This is a genomic window from Neisseria sp. MVDL19-042950, from assembly GCF_030504625.1.
Taxonomy (GTDB): domain Bacteria; phylum Pseudomonadota; class Gammaproteobacteria; order Burkholderiales; family Neisseriaceae; genus Neisseria.
In genome coordinates this window covers 193,481-209,541 of sequence record NZ_JAUKWH010000002.1, presented here as the reverse complement: position 1 = coordinate 209,541, position 16,061 = coordinate 193,481, and the positions used below count along the sequence as shown (strand labels likewise).

Annotated in this window: 15 protein-coding genes; 10 read left to right on the top strand and 5 right to left on the bottom strand. The window is 52.5% G+C overall.

The annotated features are described in order from the left end of the window. Positions 1 to 58: 58 nt before the first annotated feature. The 10 genes from Q0X97_RS02625 (at position 59) to frdD (ending at position 9,982) form a co-directional block, all read left to right on the top strand. Positions 59 to 586 carry a hypothetical protein gene (locus Q0X97_RS02625; RefSeq protein WP_302065642.1) on the top strand — a complete coding sequence of 176 codons (528 nt, stop codon included), beginning with the start codon at positions 59 to 61 and terminating at the stop codon, positions 584 to 586. A gap of 129 nt (positions 587 to 715) precedes the next feature. Then, positions 716 to 2,008: a 3-phosphoshikimate 1-carboxyvinyltransferase gene (gene aroA / locus Q0X97_RS02620; protein WP_302065643.1), complete on the top strand. Its 1,293-nt coding sequence runs from the start codon at positions 716 to 718 to the stop codon at positions 2,006 to 2,008. A 133-nt stretch (positions 2,009 to 2,141) separates the two neighbouring features. Continuing rightward, entirely contained in the window at positions 2,142 to 2,909 is a 768-nt protein-coding gene (locus Q0X97_RS02615; RefSeq protein ID WP_302065644.1) for an endonuclease/exonuclease/phosphatase family protein, read from the top strand. Positions 2,910 to 3,205: 296 nt separating this feature from the next. Next, positions 3,206 to 4,597: an acyl-CoA dehydrogenase family protein gene (locus Q0X97_RS02610; protein ID WP_302065769.1), complete on the top strand. Its 1,392-nt coding sequence runs from the start codon at positions 3,206 to 3,208 to the stop codon at positions 4,595 to 4,597. Positions 4,598 to 4,958: 361 nt separating this feature from the next. Next, entirely contained in the window at positions 4,959 to 5,810 is an 852-nt protein-coding gene (locus Q0X97_RS02605) for a hypothetical protein (RefSeq protein WP_302065645.1), read from the top strand. Positions 5,811 to 6,017: 207 nt separating this feature from the next. Further along, the gene (locus Q0X97_RS02600) at positions 6,018 to 6,518 is read left to right on the top strand and encodes an SgcJ/EcaC family oxidoreductase (RefSeq protein WP_302065646.1); all 501 of its coding nucleotides are present in this window, start codon (positions 6,018 to 6,020) and stop codon (positions 6,516 to 6,518) included. A 178-nt stretch (positions 6,519 to 6,696) separates the two neighbouring features. Continuing rightward, positions 6,697 to 8,481, top strand: a complete 1,785-nt coding sequence (frdA, locus tag Q0X97_RS02595) for a fumarate reductase (quinol) flavoprotein subunit (RefSeq protein WP_302065647.1) — start codon at positions 6,697 to 6,699, stop codon at positions 8,479 to 8,481. Next, positions 8,474 to 9,226, top strand: a complete 753-nt coding sequence (locus tag Q0X97_RS02590) for a succinate dehydrogenase/fumarate reductase iron-sulfur subunit (RefSeq protein WP_302065648.1) — start codon at positions 8,474 to 8,476, stop codon at positions 9,224 to 9,226. Before frdA ends, Q0X97_RS02590 begins: the two co-directional genes overlap by 8 nt. Then, a complete protein-coding gene (frdC, locus tag Q0X97_RS02585; protein WP_302065649.1) occupies positions 9,223 to 9,618 on the top strand; it encodes a fumarate reductase subunit FrdC in 396 nt (131 codons plus the stop codon). Before Q0X97_RS02590 ends, frdC begins: the two co-directional genes overlap by 4 nt. A gap of 10 nt (positions 9,619 to 9,628) precedes the next feature. Continuing rightward, a complete protein-coding gene (gene frdD / locus Q0X97_RS02580; RefSeq protein ID WP_302065650.1) occupies positions 9,629 to 9,982 on the top strand; it encodes a fumarate reductase subunit FrdD in 354 nt (117 codons plus the stop codon). A 172-nt stretch (positions 9,983 to 10,154) separates the two neighbouring features. Here the strand turns inward: frdD and arcC are convergent, their stop codons facing one another. The 5 genes from arcC to allE all read right to left on the bottom strand — a co-directional run bounded on the left by arcC (position 10,155) and on the right by allE (position 15,893). Further along, complete coding sequence (arcC, locus tag Q0X97_RS02575; protein WP_302065651.1) at positions 10,155 to 11,084, bottom strand: carbamate kinase; 930 nt, start codon at positions 11,082 to 11,084, stop codon at positions 10,155 to 10,157. Positions 11,085 to 11,150: 66 nt separating this feature from the next. Next, entirely contained in the window at positions 11,151 to 12,518 is a 1,368-nt protein-coding gene (allB, locus tag Q0X97_RS02570) for an allantoinase AllB (protein ID WP_302065652.1), read from the bottom strand. 27 nt (positions 12,519 to 12,545) lie between these two features. Further along, on the bottom strand, positions 12,546 to 13,970 hold the full coding sequence (locus Q0X97_RS02565; RefSeq protein ID WP_302065653.1) for a YfcC family protein: 1,425 nt from the start codon (positions 13,968 to 13,970) through the stop codon (positions 12,546 to 12,548). A gap of 75 nt (positions 13,971 to 14,045) precedes the next feature. Continuing rightward, positions 14,046 to 15,074, bottom strand: a complete 1,029-nt coding sequence (locus Q0X97_RS02560) for an aspartate carbamoyltransferase (protein WP_302065654.1) — start codon at positions 15,072 to 15,074, stop codon at positions 14,046 to 14,048. Between the two features lie 42 nt (positions 15,075 to 15,116). Further along, on the bottom strand, positions 15,117 to 15,893 hold the full coding sequence (gene allE / locus Q0X97_RS02555; RefSeq protein ID WP_302065655.1) for a (S)-ureidoglycine aminohydrolase: 777 nt from the start codon (positions 15,891 to 15,893) through the stop codon (positions 15,117 to 15,119). Positions 15,894 to 16,061 lie beyond the last annotated feature (168 nt).

Here is a 16,061-nt window from a genome sequence, read left to right as displayed (position 1 = left end):
AATCGACCAACCTTTAAAACCGCGGCGGTTTTGCCGCTTTTCAACACCATAGAAAACCATGAAAAAACTGTTCGGGGTAAGCACCTTTATTTTATTAAGCTCAGCAAGCATTCAGACGGCCTATGCCTCCAAAATCTACACTTGCGTGGTTAACGGCGAAATAACTTATACCTCCCGTCCGTCGGGCAACTGCCACCGTGCCGACCTGCCTTCCATCGGGCGTTACAGCAACAGCCGCTACAACGAGCCGCAACCGGCGCTCGTGGAAAGAGAAGCGCCGCAAGAGCCCCGCAAAGCCTATGTAAAAAGCAAACTTGCCAAACCGAGCCAACAGGCCGCCACACCTGCACAGCCCGCTCCCGCTTATGCACCCAAACTCTCCGCCAACAACAGCCGCCGCAGCATTCTCGAGCAAGAACTGAGCAACGAGCGCAAAGCCCTTTCCGATGCGCAACAATCCCTTGCCAATGCCCGCGCCGCCCAAAACGGCACCATCAACCAGCAACTGATCAGCCAACTGCAAGGCAATGTGCTCGACCGCCAGCAAAATATCCAAGCCTTGCAACGCGAATTGGGGCGCATGTAATCCGTGAAACAAATAAGACCAAGGCCGTCTGAAGATAAGTTTTCAGACGGCCTCGATACATTTTGAAACACCTTATTATTCTTGGCATAATACCGCTTCATTTTTTTATCGTTCACGGAAAGAAAAACAATGACCGAATCCGTTCGCCTTCCCGCCGCCACACTCAAGCCCTCCACCGTCGCCCTGCCCGGCTCCAAAAGCATCAGCAACCGCACGCTGCTGCTGGCGGCATTGTCGGACAATGTGTGCGAAATCCATTCTTTATTAAAATCCGACGACACCGACCGCATGCTCGAAGCATTGGAAAACCTCGGTGTCAAACTGGAATTTATCTCGGAAGGCCGTCTGAAAGTACACGGCACGGGCGGGCGTTTTCCCAACCGTGAGGCGGATTTGTTTCTCGGCAACGCAGGCACGGCGTTCCGTCCGCTTACCGCAGCTCTGGCGGTGTTGGGCGGCAACTACCACCTGCACGGCGTGCCGCGCATGCACGAACGCCCCATCGGCGATTTGGTCGATGCCCTGCGCACGGCCGGTGCCGATGTGCAATACCTCGGCACCGAACACTATCCGCCGCTGCGCATCCGCGAACGCACCGACAACGGCGTGCGCGTGATTCCGATTAAAGGCAACGTATCCAGCCAATTTTTGACCGCGCTGCTGATGGCGCTGCCGCTAACCGGACAAGCGTTTGAAATCCACATGGTCGGCGAGCTGATTTCCAAACCCTACATCGACATTACGCTGAAACTGATGGCGCAATTCGGTGTTAACGTCGAAAACCAAAACTACCGCGTGTTCAAGCTGCCTGCCGATGCCCGCTACCATGCGCCGGAAAATCTGTATGTGGAAGGCGACGCTTCGAGCGCGTCTTATTTCCTCGCCGCCGGCCTGCTTTCCGGCGAACCCGTGCGCGTAACCGGTATCGGCAAAAACAGCATTCAGGGCGATGTCGCATTTGCCCGCGAGTTGGAAAAAATCGGTGCCGATGTAAGGTGGGGCGACAATTTTATCGAAGTCTCCCGCCCTGCCGGCCGCCCTATCCAAGCCTTTGATTTGGATGCCAACCACATTCCCGATGCCGCCATGACCTTAGCCGTCGTCGCCCTTGCCACAGGCGCACCGTGCACCCTGCGCAACATCGGCAGTTGGCGCGTGAAAGAAACCGACCGCATCGCAGCGATGGCGGCGGAACTGCGCAAAGTCGGCGCAACCGTTACCGAAGAGCCGGAAGCCATCCGTATCATTCCGCCCGCCGCACTCACGCCCGATGCACAAATCGACACCTACGACGACCACCGCATGGCCATGTGTTTTTCACTCGTTTCCCTGCTCGGCGTGCCCGTGGTCATCAACGACCCCAAATGCACCCACAAAACCTTTCCCACCTATTTCGAAGTATTCGCCTCGCTGCGCAAATAAATCCGTTAAAGGCCGTCTGAAACCAATATTCAGACGGCCTTTTTACAAAGCTATCTTTATGTAAAAGCTGGTTTTTCAGACGGCCTATTGATATATAATCAAAAAATACACAATAACAAATATCGAGCACATTATGACCCCCGTACCCGTTACCATTACCTCTTACAACATGCACAAAGGCATGTCGGCGCTCAACCGCAAAGTACAGGTGAGCAGCATGGCCGAAGCCTTGCAGGGTTTGAATTCAGACATCCTATTCTTGCAGGAAGTGCAAGGCGAACATCAAACCCGCAGCATCAAACTGCCCGACTTCCCGCACCGACCGCACTACGACATTCTCAGCGAGCATCTGTCGTTCAACAGCAGCTACGGCAAAAACGCGGTTTACCCCGAGCGACACCACGGCAACGCCATTCTCAGCCACATGCCCATCGACACCCGCCACAACCTCAATATCACGGTCAACAAACTCGAGCAGCGCGGCGTGCTGCATTGCGAAATCCAGCCCGAATATTGGGAACACCCGCTCGTGTGCCTGTGTGCCCACCTCAACCTGCGCGAACCCGACCGCATGAAGCAGTATCAGGCGATTTTCGAATACGTCGACCGCCACGTCGATCCGCACAGCCCGCTGATTATCGCCGGCGACTTCAACGACTGGCGTTCCAAATCCGCCGCCGCGCTCGGCGAAGCATTGAACCTCGAAGAAGTGTTTGTAGATGCCAACGGCAAACGCCCCAAAACTTTCCCGTCGCGCATGCCCGTGTTGAGCCTCGACCGCATCTACACCCGCAACCTCGAAGTGCTCGATTCGCAAATCCACAAAGAAAAACAGTGGCAAATGCTCTCCGACCACCTGCCCTTGAGCGTGAAAGTGCTGCCGCGCATCAAACAGCCCTAATCCGTTTACTGCATAAACAAACAGGCCGTCTGAAAAATCATTTTCAGACGGCCTGATGCTTTACATATGGTAAACAAATTTGCTTTAGCGCAATTCGCCATATGTTATTTTTAAATGCGCACCCCAAAAATATCAGCGGGAAACCGAAACCGTGAAGATTTCTTTTCCAATAAAAACCCGCTTTTTGCCAATGATTATCAAAATTCAAAAAATATGATATAAAATAGAAATCTTACTCTAAAACGGAAACACAAAGAATCATGGCATCAGGTATTTTGGAAACGCAGCTTATTCAAATGAACACCGCTGATTTCCTACAACATATCGAATCTGCATTCAAACGCATCTTTCCCAACGGAATCAATCTGATGCAATACCTTCCCGAAAACAAATGGCTGGAGCTGAAAAAAGCCGGCCTGTTGCTGCCTTTTTTAGCCGAAAAACACGGCGGCAGAAAAAGCAGCCAGTTTGAAATTCAGGAAGTATTGCGTATTGCCGGCCATTACGGCGTACCCGTTACCCTGCGTACCGGTATCGAAGGCGCATTGGTTTTGCAGCCTCTGGTCGAATTCGGCAACGAAACCCAAATCCGTACCGGCCTCGATTTCATTTTCAACGGCGAAGGCGGCGGCCTCGCCATTACCGAGCCGGAAACCTCCGGCGCCGCGATTGCCCGCGAAATGCAGTCGCATTACGAGTATATCGACGAGCAAACCGTTTACGTTAACGCAACCAAATACTGGCAAGGCAACTCCACCAGCGAATTTCTGCTGGTGGCCGCCAAAGAGCGCAAAAACGGCAAACTGTCGAAAACCATCAACCTGCTGCTGGTCCCCAAACAATACATCCGCTGCGAAACCCTCAATTCCGAAGGCTTGCTCGCCGTGCGCTACGCGGTCAACCACATTGATGCCAAAATCCCCGCCGATTGCGTGATGAAACTTTCCGAAAGCGATGCCGCCGGCTTGCGCGCGTTCCAAAACATCTTCATCCGCAGCCGCCTGCAACTGGTGGGCATGACCCACGGCATCATGGAATACATCATCGAAAACATGAACCGTTTCGTGAAGCAAGACATCAAATTCGTCGCCCGCGAATGCCGCGAAATCATGCAACGCTACGGCATCTCGCAAGTGCTCTACCGCTTCACCTGCAACCGCGTCTCCCCCGATGCGGCCGTCGCGCACCAGTTGATGGAAGCCAACATTATCAAAACGCTGGCCACCGAATACACCTACGGCGCGGCGCAAATCCTGCAAAAACTGCTCGGTGCCAAAGGCTTCGAACACGGCCATCCCGCCAGCAACATTGCCATCGACATCCGCCCCTTCACCATCTTCGAAGGCCCGAACGATATGCTCTACGCGGAGATTTACGACCAATTCACCCGCGCCACCATCGAAGAGAAAGAGCAAGGCATCAAGCTCGATAAAAACCAAACCCTGCTGGAACGCCTGCAATCGGACAAACGTTTTACCGACATCCGCCAAGCCGAACGCACCGCCCTGCCCGCCGACATTGCCGATTTCTTGTCGCAATACAATTTGAGCAATGCCGACGCTTTGGAAAAAGTATTTCTCGGCAAGATTGTCGCCAAACTGTTTGTGTGGGTTCAGGCGGAAGACGAAGACACCGCCGCGTTTGTGCTGAGGGATATCCGCAAAGATATGTTGGACTGCAAAGATTGAACCGCTTTTGTGCGATAGAACGGGGAGGCCGTCTGAATATGTTTTCAGGCGGCCTCTTGTTATATAAAAATCGTGCGCTAAGCGACAAAAGGGGTGTGCAGCCTTACCTATATTGCGCTAGGCAGGGATGTCCGCCCTTATTTTCCATCCGTTCAAACCTTAAAGGCCGTCTGAAAACCTCTTCTTCCCCCTATCATCAAAGCCATCTAGACTTAATGAAAACAATGGGTTATATTGCCAATATAACATCCAATCGCAACAGTATCGGATAAGATAATTTCAAAACATCGGAAAATCCGTCCGCATTGCAAGATTGATGCCGGATATGGTTCGACAACATTTGACGGCGAAGGAGAAGCCAATGGATAACTACCTTCCGGAAGAGGCGAAAACCGGCATCGTGCCGGCGATTAGAAATATACAGGTGGGGTCGGTTGATATTTTGGGAAACACGGTCGTGAATGTGCTGACCATGCACAACGAGTATGTGATTTATGAAATCGACAGCCCGAATATTCAGAACAGAATCAAACTTTTTATCGACGGCCACACCGATGAATCTGAAAAAATCATACGGGACAGATTCAATAAAGTGCGGTGCGATTATATTCTCGCCAAAGGCATTCTTTCGCGCTCGATTAATTTCGAAACCAACAAGCAGCGGATTGCCCACGCGCTGGCGATGTGTTTGAACAACGATGACGAAGACAATGTCAACTTGTTCCCCCGCCTGATTGATGCGATTCACGCCGAGCAAAACCTTATTTTGAAAAACAGGCTGCTTTATCTGCTGCCGAACATTATTTCGATTTGTTTGTGTGTGCTGTTTAAAGTGGTTTCGGAAATGTTTCCGTTTGAAAAATACTATGCTTTTCTCAAAAATTTTCTTGATATTCTGCCGTTTATTTTCGCCATTCTGCTCGGCAACAGCACGGGGGTGCTGATCAATTCCAAAAACTTGAATTTTCAGGAATTCGAAAGACGGCATTGCTATTTTCTGATCGGTTTGGAGCGTTTGTTTCTGGCCTTCTTCACAGGCAGCATCACTTATATTCTGATTAAATCCAACCTGATCAGCTCGGTGATTTTGTCGGACGACAATCCGTGGTCTCTCATGCTGGTGTTGATTATCGCCGGCTATTCGGAAAGTTTTATTCCGGGCATTTTAACGAAATCGGAATCCGCCATTCTTACCTCTGCCGCGTCCAAATAAGCATTGCCGATAAAACAGGCCGTCTGAACAAAATTTTTCAGACGGCCTGTTTTACTTAAGATTTCCAATGAGATTATAATATTTATTAACAATCAGGAACAAAACTATTCCTTTCCTCTCTAAACGGTATAACATAAAAATGAAAAGTTGCTTGTGAAAACAGATATTTGCCGAACCACTTATCCAACTAAGAAAAAGGAGTAAAGAATGAAACTACGTCTTTTGGCTGTTTTGGCAACATCCCTGACATTGGCTGCGTGTGCCAGCAACGATAAAAGCCCGCAAGTGCTGCAAGCTGATAGTTGCAAGGCAACTAACAAACAAGAAATTGCCGCTTTGTTTGACCGCTGGAACAATTCCCTGCAAACCGGCGATCCCAAACAAGTGGTGGCAAACTATTCTGTCGACGGCATTCTGCTGCCGACCCTTTCCAACAAACCGCGTTTGACTCCGGCTGAAAAAGAAGATTATTTCAAACATTTCTTAGAGAAAAAACCGGTGGGCAAAATCGACATGAGCCACATTCAAATCGGCTGTAATGTCGCGTTGGATAACGGTTTATACACCTTTACTTTCGCCGACGGTACGAAAGCCGCCGGCCGCTATACGTTTACTTACGGCTGGAACGGCGACCAGTGGATGATTACTTCGCACCACTCTTCCCTGATGCCTGAAAAAGCCGGCGGCAAATCCGGCAAGAAGCATTAATCCGACATCTTGAAAGACCTGAGGCCGTCTGAAAACCCGTTTTTCAGACGGCCTTTTTCATGCCTCACGGTATGTTTCCAAGAGGCTTAAAGCCGCAAAGCTTGATTCAAATAAATACCGGCTCTGGCAAAATGGATTATCTTGTTGCCGATTTACCTTCAAACATCGCGAGGCTTATATGTCCACAATTCAGGCCGATATGGTAATCGTCGGCGCGGGCGGCGCAGGTTTGCGGGCGGCGATTGCGGCGGCGGAAAGCAATTCCGATCTGAATATTGCGTTAGTATCCAAAGTTTATCCCGTGCGCAGCCATACTGTGGCTGCCGAAGGCGGGGCGGCGGGAGTGATTCTGCCGCACGATTCTTTCGATGCACATTTTCACGATACGGTGGCGGGCGGAGATTGGCTGTGCGATCAGGAAGTGGTGGAATATTTTGTGAAACACTGCCCGCACGAATTGATCCGACTCGAGCAATGGGGCTGCCCGTGGAGCCGCAAAGCGGACGGCTCGGTAAATGTGCGGCGGTTCGGCGGTATGAAAAACGAACGCACTTGGTTCGCCGCCGACAAAACCGGCTTCCATATTCTGCACACCTTATTCCAAACTTCGTTGAAATACCCGCAAATCAAACGTTTCGACGAATACTTCGTACTGGATATTCTGGCCGACGACGGCAAAGCCTGCGGCGTGGCCGCCTTAAACCTGATGGAAGGCAGCTTGGTGCAAATCCGCGCCAAAGCGGTGATTCTGGCCACCGGCGGTGCCGGACGGGTTTACCGCTACAACACCAACGCCGGCATCGTTACCGGCGACGGCATGGGCATGGCCTTTCGCCGCGGCGTGCCTTTGCGCGACATGGAATTCGTGCAGTACCACCCCACCGGCCTGCCCGGTTCGGGCATTCTGATTACCGAAGGCAGCCGCGGCGAAGGCGGCATTCTGCTCAACAAAGACGGCTACCGCTATCTGCAAGACTACGGCCTCGGCCCGGAAACACCGGTCGGGCAGCCGCAAAACAAATACATGGAGCTCGGCCCGCGCGACAAACTGTCGCAGGCGTTTTGGCACGAATGGCGGCAAGGGCGCACGATTGCCACACCCTACGGCGACGTGGTGCATTTGGATTTGCGCCATTTGGGGGAGAAAAAACTGCAAGAACGGCTGCCGCTGATTTGCGAACTTTCCAAAGCCTATATCGGCGTGAACCCCGCCGAAGAGCCGATTCCGGTGCGCCCCACCGCACACTATACGATGGGCGGCATCGAAACCGATTCGGAATGCGAAACCCGCATCAACGGCTTGTTTGCCGTGGGCGAATGCTCGTCGGTCGGGCTGCACGGAGCCAACCGCTTGGGGTCGAACTCTTTGTCGGAAATTTTGGTATTCGGGCGCGTGGCCGGAGAAGCCGCCGCACGCCGTGCAGCCGCCGCACCGCAATCCGACAACCGCTTTGCCGATGCCCAAGCCCGCGACACGGCAGGCCGTCTGAAAAACTTTATGCGGCAGCAAGGCAGTGAAAGCTGGGCAACCGTCCGCAACGAAATGGGCTTGGCGATGGAAGAAGGCTGCGGCATTTACCGCACTGCCGCATCGATGCAGAAAACCATCGACAAACTGGCCGAGCTGCAAGAACGCTACCGCCGTATCCGTATTGCCGACCAATCCAAAGTGTACAACACCGATTTGCTGTACGCGTTGGAACTGGGCTTCGGTTTGGACGTGGCCGAAGCGATGGTGCATTCCGCCTTTGCCCGCAGGGAATCGCGCGGGGCGCACCAACGTTTGGACGAAGGCTGCACCGAACGCAACGATGCCGATTTCCTCAAACATTCGCTGGCGTTTTATCGGGCGGGAAGCGCACCGGAAATCGGCCACAGCCCGGTGAGAATTACCAAGCTCCCGCCGGCCGAACGCGTGTACGGAGCCGCCGCGGAACAACAAAAGGAACCCGCCCATGAGTGAGCCACGCACCATCCATATCAAAGTGATGCGCTACAACCCCGAACACGACCGCGAGCCCCGTTATGACGATTATCACGTGCCCTACGACGAGCAAACGTCGCTGCTGGACGCGCTGGGCTATATCAAAGAAAAACTTGCGCCCGATTTGTCTTACCGTTGGTCGTGCCGCATGGCGGTTTGCGGCTCGTGCGGCGTGATGGTGGATAACCGGCCGACACTGGCCTGCAAAACTTTCGTGCGCGAATATGCAGGCAAAACCATTACGGTGGAGGCATTGTCGCATCTGCCGGTCGAACGCGACTTGGTGGTGGACATGACCCCGCTGATGGACGGCATACAGACGGTCAAACCCTATATCATCGGCAACCGGCGCACGGTTTCAGACGGCCCCAACACCCAAACGCCGGCGCAAACGGCCAAATACAAACAATTTGCCGACTGCATCAACTGCGGCCTCTGCTACGCCGCCTGCCCGCAATTCGGCCTCAACCCCGAATTCATCGGTCCCGCCGCCATCGCTCTGGCACAACGCTACAACCTCGACAGCCGCGACCGCGGCCAAGCCGAGCGCATGCCGCCCCTGAATAGCGATAACGGCGTGTGGTGCTGTACTTTTGTCGGTTATTGTTCGGAAGTCTGCCCACAAAACGTCGACCCCGCCGAAGCCATCCAACAAGGCAAAGTGGCCAGCAGCACCGATTTTTTCCTTTCCATGCTGCGCCAATCCAAAAGGAGCACGTCATGAGTTCCGCCCGCAAACCCTATATCCGACCGGTAAACGGCAGTTGGTGGAAAAAGTCGGCTTTCTACCGTTTTTATATGCTGCGCGAAGCCACCGCCCTGCCCGCCGTATGGTTCGGCATCGTATTGCTGCGCGGCATGTATGCTTTGATTGCAGGAGCCGACGCATGGGCCGGTTTCATCGGTTTCCTGCAACAGCCTTTGGTTTTCTGTGCCAACCTGATCGCTCTAGCCGCTTCTTTGCTCCACAGCAAAACATGGTTCGAACTTGCGCCCAAAGCCGCTACCGTGATTATCAAAGGCGAAAAACTCAAGCCTGCTCTGGTAATTAAAACCTTATGGGCTGCCGCTGTTGCCGCCGGTGTTGTTTTGCTGCTGGTTGTTTTGCTGAAATAGGAGAAAAATAATGAAAACCGATAAACGCTCAAACGAACCGATATTCTGGGGCATGTTTGGTGCCGGCGGCATGTGGAGTGCGGTTTTCGCGCCGGTAATGATATTGCTCGTGGGCATTTTACTGCCGCTCGGCCTGCTGCCCGACGGCGTTTTAGATTACGAACACGCCCTCTCCCTCGCCGGCAGCCCGTTAGGGCGGATTTTTCTTTTTCTTACCGTAAGCCTGCCCGTGTGGTGCGGCATGCACCGCATCCATCACGGCCTGCACGATTTGAAACTGCATCTGCCTGCCGCCAAATGGCTGTGCTACGGGTTTGCCGCTCTTATCAGCATATCGGCCTTAATCATGGCATGGATGCTGTGATTAAAACGACGGCAGCACGGTCGGGAAAACGGATACCTGCGGCCACACCGCCAAGCACTTCACATTCAGGCCGCCGATTATGGTTCAGGCCGTCTGAAAACTCCCGCAAACCATTAAAGCGGGCTGCGGCAGATAAAACCGCAGCCCGCTTACAAACATCGTTTACATCTGTTTAACGGTACTCGATACCTTGCGTATCTTTGCTGATGCGGGTGCCCGCTTCTCCCGCCACAATGCGTTCGATATCGCTCAGTTCGCCGATAACTGCCGTTTTGCCTGTGTCGCGGGCAAAGTTGACTGCCGCCTGAACTTTCGGCCCCATCGAACCGCTGGCGAAACCGATTTTTTCGATTTCGTCGGGATGCGCCGCACGCACGGCTTTTTGTTGGTCGGTGCCCCAATTGAGATACACGCCGTCAACATCGGTGGCAATAATCAGCAAATCCGCATCAATCGAAGAGGCCAACAAGGCCGTGGCAAGGTCTTTGTCGATAACGGCTTCGGCACCGCACAACCTGCCCGACTCGTCGTAATAAGTCGGAATGCCGCCACCGCCGCCGCAAATTAAGATGTAGTTGTTTTCGATTAATGTTTTCAACGGTTTCAAGCCAAAAATGCGGGTGGGCAGCGGGCTGGGCACAACGCGGCGGTATTTGTCGTTATCCTGAGCCATAGTCCAGCCTTTTTCGGCGGCAATCGCATCAGCTTCTTCCTTGCTGTATACGGGGCCGACGGGTTTGCTCTGTTTTTGGAAAGCCGGGTCTTTGGGATCGACTTCGGTTTGGGTGATTACGGTGGCCAATGACACGTCTTTCGGCACGAAATTGGCCATTTCCTGTTGAATCATATAGCCGATCATGCCGACCGATTCCGCACCCAATACGTCCAGCGGATACATCGGCACTGCTTTGTAAGCATTGCTTTGCAAAGCCATCAGGCCGACTTGGGGACCGTTGCCGTGGGTGATGATCAATTGGTTGCCGCCGTACACTTTGGCAATTTGTTCGCAGGCGATACGCACGTTGGCGCGTTGGTTTTCAGATGTCAGCGGTTCGCCGCGTTTCAAAAGGGCATTGCCGCCCAAGGCTACAACTATTCTCATGGTGGTTTCCTTCATATTTGAACGGGAGGGCGCACGGAATGTGCGCCCTTTCCGCATGATTGGTTTTCAGACGGCCTTATGGGCCAAGCGTGCCGCACGGCCTGATGCCTCGCCTTTGATGCCTTCCTCGAGCGTGTAAATCTCCTTACCGCGCAGGAAGGTGTGGGTGATGCTGCAACCTACTTCAAAGCCTTCGTATGCACTGATTTTGTTTTTATACAATAGCTTGTCGGCAGTGATGGTATAAGACCGGTTGGGATCCAAAATCACGATATCGGCATCTTTGCCCAAACTCAGCGCACCTTTGTCGATTAAACCGAAGCGGTTGGCCGGTTGGGTAGCCAGCGCATTCATCAGCGTAACCGGACTGATATTGCGTTTTTTCACCGCCGCATCAAACATGGCATCCACGCTGTTTTGGCAGCCGCTGATGCCGCCCCATGCTTCAAATGCGTTCGGGCTGGATTTCAAATCGGGCGTACACGGCGAGTGGTCGGAGCCGATGATGTCGATGATGCCGCCCGCCAGTAATTCCCACATTTTTTGCTGGTGCGCTTTATCGCGTATCGGCGGCGAACATTTGGCTTTGGCACCGATGGCATCCAAATCTTCCGTTGCCAACAAGAAATAATGCGGGCAGCTTTCAAAGCTGGCATCCACACCGCGCGCTTGGGCTTCCAACACCGCTTCGATGGCTTCGTGGCAACTGCAATGCGCGATGTGTATGCGGCAACCGGTTTGCTCGGCAATATACAACACGCGGCGTACTGCTTCCACCTCGGTAAATATCGGGCGGCTGGCAACATAGTCGGATACCGAAGTTTTACCTTCCGCTTTGGCTTTGCGGCCCAGTTCGTCGGTAATCGTGGCGTTTTCGCAATGCACCACCAGCAAATCGCCCGTTTCCGCCAGAGTCTGCATACCAACATACAGTTCGTAGTCGGTTACGTTTTTAAAGTCGCCCGGCTTGCCCGAACCGCAAGTGGCTACAAAGGCTTTGAACGCGCCCACGCCTGCTTGGGAAAGCGCTTTCAGGTCGTTCAGGTTGTGCGGCACCAAACCGCCGAAAAACGTATAGTCGACATGGCTTTGCCCTTCCGCCGCTTGGCGTTTGATTTCCAAACTTTCCAAGTCTATCGTGGCGGGAATGGTATTCAGCGGCATTTCAACATAAGAGGTGGTGCCGCCGGCCGCCATCGCTTGCGTACCGGTGCGGTAGCCTTCCCATTCGGTGCGGCCGGGTTCCGAAATATGCATGTGCACATCCACCATGCCGGGTAAAACATACTTATGGCCGGCATCAATGGTTTTCTTGGCCTCGTCTTCGATTTGCGGGGCAATGGCGGCGATTTTGCCGTCTTTCACCGCGATATCGCCGTGCAGCATTTGGTCGGGCAATACCAGCAAACCGTTTTTAATCAATAAGTCATACATCTTGAATCTCCTTTTTCAGACGGCCTGTTACAAAGCACCCACACCGATAGACTGCATAAAGTAAAGTGCAACGCTGGCAAGAAGGCCGAGAATAAGCATCAGCGGAGTGTAGAAACGCAGCCATTTACCGTATTCGACTTTGGCAATCACCAAGGTGGCGACGAAGAAGCCTGAAGTCGGGAAGAAAATGTCGGTAAGCTGTCCGCCCCAAGCGTTTGCCGAAACCACGGCTTGTTGTGAAATATCCAGCAGGCTTGCCAGAGGCGAAATAATCGGCATAGTCAACACGGTTAATGCGGTAGCGCCCGGGATCAGGAAGTTAAACAGAGATTGTTCCCAGAAAATCGCAATGGCCGTGAGTTCGGGCGGCACGGAGCGCATCATGCTTTCCAGCCAGAACACCAACGTATCGGTAATCACACCTTTATCCATCACAACGGCAATCGCAGAAGCCACACCGCACAATAACGCAGCAACCATCATATCGCGCATACCGGCATTCACGTCGTCGCAAATTTGTTGCGGAGATTTGCCGGCAATCGCAGCAGCGGCAATACCGATGAAGAGGAACAAACCGCCGATGGCTTCAAAACCCAAGTTGTTTTTCAAAATCATGGCGATGGCAATCGGGAACAGCACCATGCAGGCAATACCGGCATATTTTTGACGTGCAGTGAACACCACATCGCCTTTTGCGGCTTCTTCTTCGGCGAATTTGGCACGAATCTCATTATCGCTTTCGTAAGTGAGGCTTGCTTGCGGATTGTTTTTCACTTTAATGGCGTAACGCATTACATAAATGATGGCAATCACAATCACACAAACCAGAATCACGGCGCGGAAAGGCGAACCGGAGAACATCGGCAACTGGGCGATTTGTTGGCCTACACCCACGGAACCCGGAATGGTCAAACCGAAAGTAAAGCCCATACACGGCCCCAACAAGGCTACGGCCGTCGCGGTCATGCCGTCATAGCCCAAGCGGTAAAACAACGGCAGCAGCACCGGCAAATAAGCCAACGAAAGCTCGGGCACGCCGATAAAAGCGGCCAAACCGGCAAAGATACTGATCAGAATCGGAATCACCAGAATATCTTTATTGCCCACGGCGGCGCTCAATTTTTGCACGCCCATGTCAATCAGACCTGCGCGTTTGATCAAGCCCATACAGCCGCCCACCATGAAGGTGAGGAACACGATACCGGCCGCACGTTTCAAACCGTCGGGAATCGCAGTAACCACGTCCATAAAGCCGACGGGGTGCTGCTCGACACTGTGATAAGTTCCGGCCACTACCAATTTCTGTACACCGTGGGAAGTTTCCACCATTTGGCGTTCGTATTCCCCTGCTGGAATAATGTAGGTAAAGACTGCGGCGACAAGAATGAATATCGCCAATACGATATAGATATCTGGCATCTTAAAAGATTTTTTCGGTTTTTGCGTACTCATGACACAACTCCTGAAAGAAAAGAAAAAGGCTGCCTCTGCACCGGCAGCGGCAGCCGTTGCTCATCATCTGGCCGGTTAATTGACACCGACAACGGCGCTCAACAGAGCCATTCTCACCGCTACTGAGAAACCGATGGCACGGAAATATAATTGGTGCTCGGTATTGTCGATGCCGAAATCGAATTCGCCTGCGTTGCGCGGCAGCGAATGGTGCACACCCACGACCTTGCCGCTTTTCTCTTTAATGCGTTTGAGCATATCCAGAGAAATGTAGTAGTTCATCATTTTCTTCATGAAGTCTTCACGGTTCGGGTCGTCTTTTTTCAGAGAGCTGCCCGGCAGGTAAATCAAGTCGACACCGTTTTCCGCATAGAGTTCTTCGTTTTGTTTTTCGGTCAGGTCGAAATGCTCTTCAAAACGTGCACCCATTGCAGTCAGCTTGTTACGCACCACTTCTGGCGTGCGCAATTCGCTGGTGCCGGTATAGATGATTTTCGCTCCCATGGATGCCAACGCCAAAGCGAACGATTGGCCCGAACGTGCGCGGGATAAATCGGGAGTAGCGATGGCAACGGTGGCGTTGCTCAGATCACCGAACGCACGCCAGCAGGTGTAGCTGTCTAACAAACCTTGCGTCGGATGGGTAACGTGGCCGTAGCCGCCTGAAATCACCGGCGAAACATACTCGCCCAGTTCGTCCAACGCACCCAAACATTCCTGATCGTCGGGGTGGCGCATCACGATTACGTCGGCGTATTCGGAAGTAACGCGCAAGGTGTCGTAGAGGCTCTCATTTTTCGCCACCGCCGCATTGTGCGTGGGGTCTGACTCGGTAATCACTTGGCCGCCCAAACGCAGCATGGCGTTTTCATGGCTGCAACGGGTGCGGGTGGAAGGTTGGAAAAACAGGGTGTACAGCACTTTGCCGTCCAGCAGGTTCAAGCCGGTGCGCATATAGGGTTCCAACATTTTCGCCGCTTCAAACAAAGCCAAAATTTCTTCGCGTTTGAATTCATCCAAAAACGTAATGTTTTTGCCGCGCATATTGGTGGCTGCCAAAGTTTCACGGATATCAAGGGGTCTGAAATTTTTATCTAAAGCCATGATTAAGTTCCTTCACTGAATTGAATTATTGATACGAAAACATCAGATTTCCACATCGCGGTGGCAGTCTTTAGAATAAATGTAGCTGAACGGCCCGCGTCCTACGGCATAAGATGCTTGTTTGCAATATGGGCCGAACCAAACAAAGTCCTCCTCTTTGATCAAATACCAATTTTCGTCCAGCAGGTAGCAACCTTGTCCCTCATATACATACGCACCGTGCTCTTGCACGTGGGTTTCGATGATGTTGTGGCTGGCACCCGGGTCAAAACTCAAAACGTGCATGTTCATATCGAAGTTTTGCTCTACCGGCAGCAAATCTTTAATGTGGACGTTGGCCATGCCGTCATAATCCGTCCATTCGATATCATTGACATTGCCAAACACGGTATAAGGTTTCAAACCGGCCGGATGTTCGATATAACGTTGTTTGTAAAGCAGAATACGGCCTGCTTTGTGATTGGCGTTTTCAAACTGGATACCTACTCCCGGAGGAGAATACGCATAGCCCCCTTGGGTCAGCGTGCGGCTTTCGCCGCCGACGGTTACTTTCAATTCCGCTTCGCCGTCGAGTAGATAGATAAAAGCTTCTTCATGGTCTTTCGCGCCGTAAGCCAGCGTAGTTTTTGCGTTCTCTCCCAACTGGCCGATCAACTGCACAAAGCTCGCACCCATTTTCGGCGTGGCCAGAATGGTCATCAAACAATCTTCGATTCCGGGAATCACATTGATTACACGGCCTTCCGGCGTAATGAATGCATAATTTCCATGTTTAACCACTGAACGGTTTTTCAAAATATCTTGTGGATAGCCTGGCATTTTTTTCTCCTAACTAAACTAACGGTGATGTTTTGCTGTCGAGCCCAATATACCGCTAAACACCCTGCTTATCTCTTGTTCATCATGACAATGAGTTGTCTTTGCACGCCAAACTTGATTCCGATTACTGCGCCTAAAGAAAGCAGGCGCAAAAAAACAGGCCGTCTG

Coding starts and splice junctions, on each gene's coding strand:
- Q0X97_RS02565 (WP_302065653.1), bottom strand. CDS start 13,970: ATGAGTACGCAAAAACCGAAAAAATCTTTTAAGATGCCAGATATCTAT.
- Q0X97_RS02605 (WP_302065645.1), top strand. CDS start 4,959: ATGGATAACTACCTTCCGGAAGAGGCGAAAACCGGCATCGTGCCGGCG.
- Q0X97_RS02590 (WP_302065648.1), top strand. CDS start 8,474: ATGAGTGAGCCACGCACCATCCATATCAAAGTGATGCGCTACAACCCC.
- Q0X97_RS02625 (WP_302065642.1), top strand. CDS start 59: ATGAAAAAACTGTTCGGGGTAAGCACCTTTATTTTATTAAGCTCAGCA.
- allE (WP_302065655.1), bottom strand. CDS start 15,893: ATGCCAGGCTATCCACAAGATATTTTGAAAAACCGTTCAGTGGTTAAA.
- allB (WP_302065652.1), bottom strand. CDS start 12,518: ATGTATGACTTATTGATTAAAAACGGTTTGCTGGTATTGCCCGACCAA.
- Q0X97_RS02615 (WP_302065644.1), top strand. CDS start 2,142: ATGACCCCCGTACCCGTTACCATTACCTCTTACAACATGCACAAAGGC.
- Q0X97_RS02600 (WP_302065646.1), top strand. CDS start 6,018: ATGAAACTACGTCTTTTGGCTGTTTTGGCAACATCCCTGACATTGGCT.
- frdD (WP_302065650.1), top strand. CDS start 9,629: ATGAAAACCGATAAACGCTCAAACGAACCGATATTCTGGGGCATGTTT.
- frdA (WP_302065647.1), top strand. CDS start 6,697: ATGTCCACAATTCAGGCCGATATGGTAATCGTCGGCGCGGGCGGCGCA.
- Q0X97_RS02560 (WP_302065654.1), bottom strand. CDS start 15,074: ATGGCTTTAGATAAAAATTTCAGACCCCTTGATATCCGTGAAACTTTG.
- Q0X97_RS02610 (WP_302065769.1), top strand. CDS start 3,206: ATGAACACCGCTGATTTCCTACAACATATCGAATCTGCATTCAAACGC.
- frdC (WP_302065649.1), top strand. CDS start 9,223: ATGAGTTCCGCCCGCAAACCCTATATCCGACCGGTAAACGGCAGTTGG.
- aroA (WP_302065643.1), top strand. CDS start 716: ATGACCGAATCCGTTCGCCTTCCCGCCGCCACACTCAAGCCCTCCACC.
- arcC (WP_302065651.1), bottom strand. CDS start 11,084: ATGAGAATAGTTGTAGCCTTGGGCGGCAATGCCCTTTTGAAACGCGGC.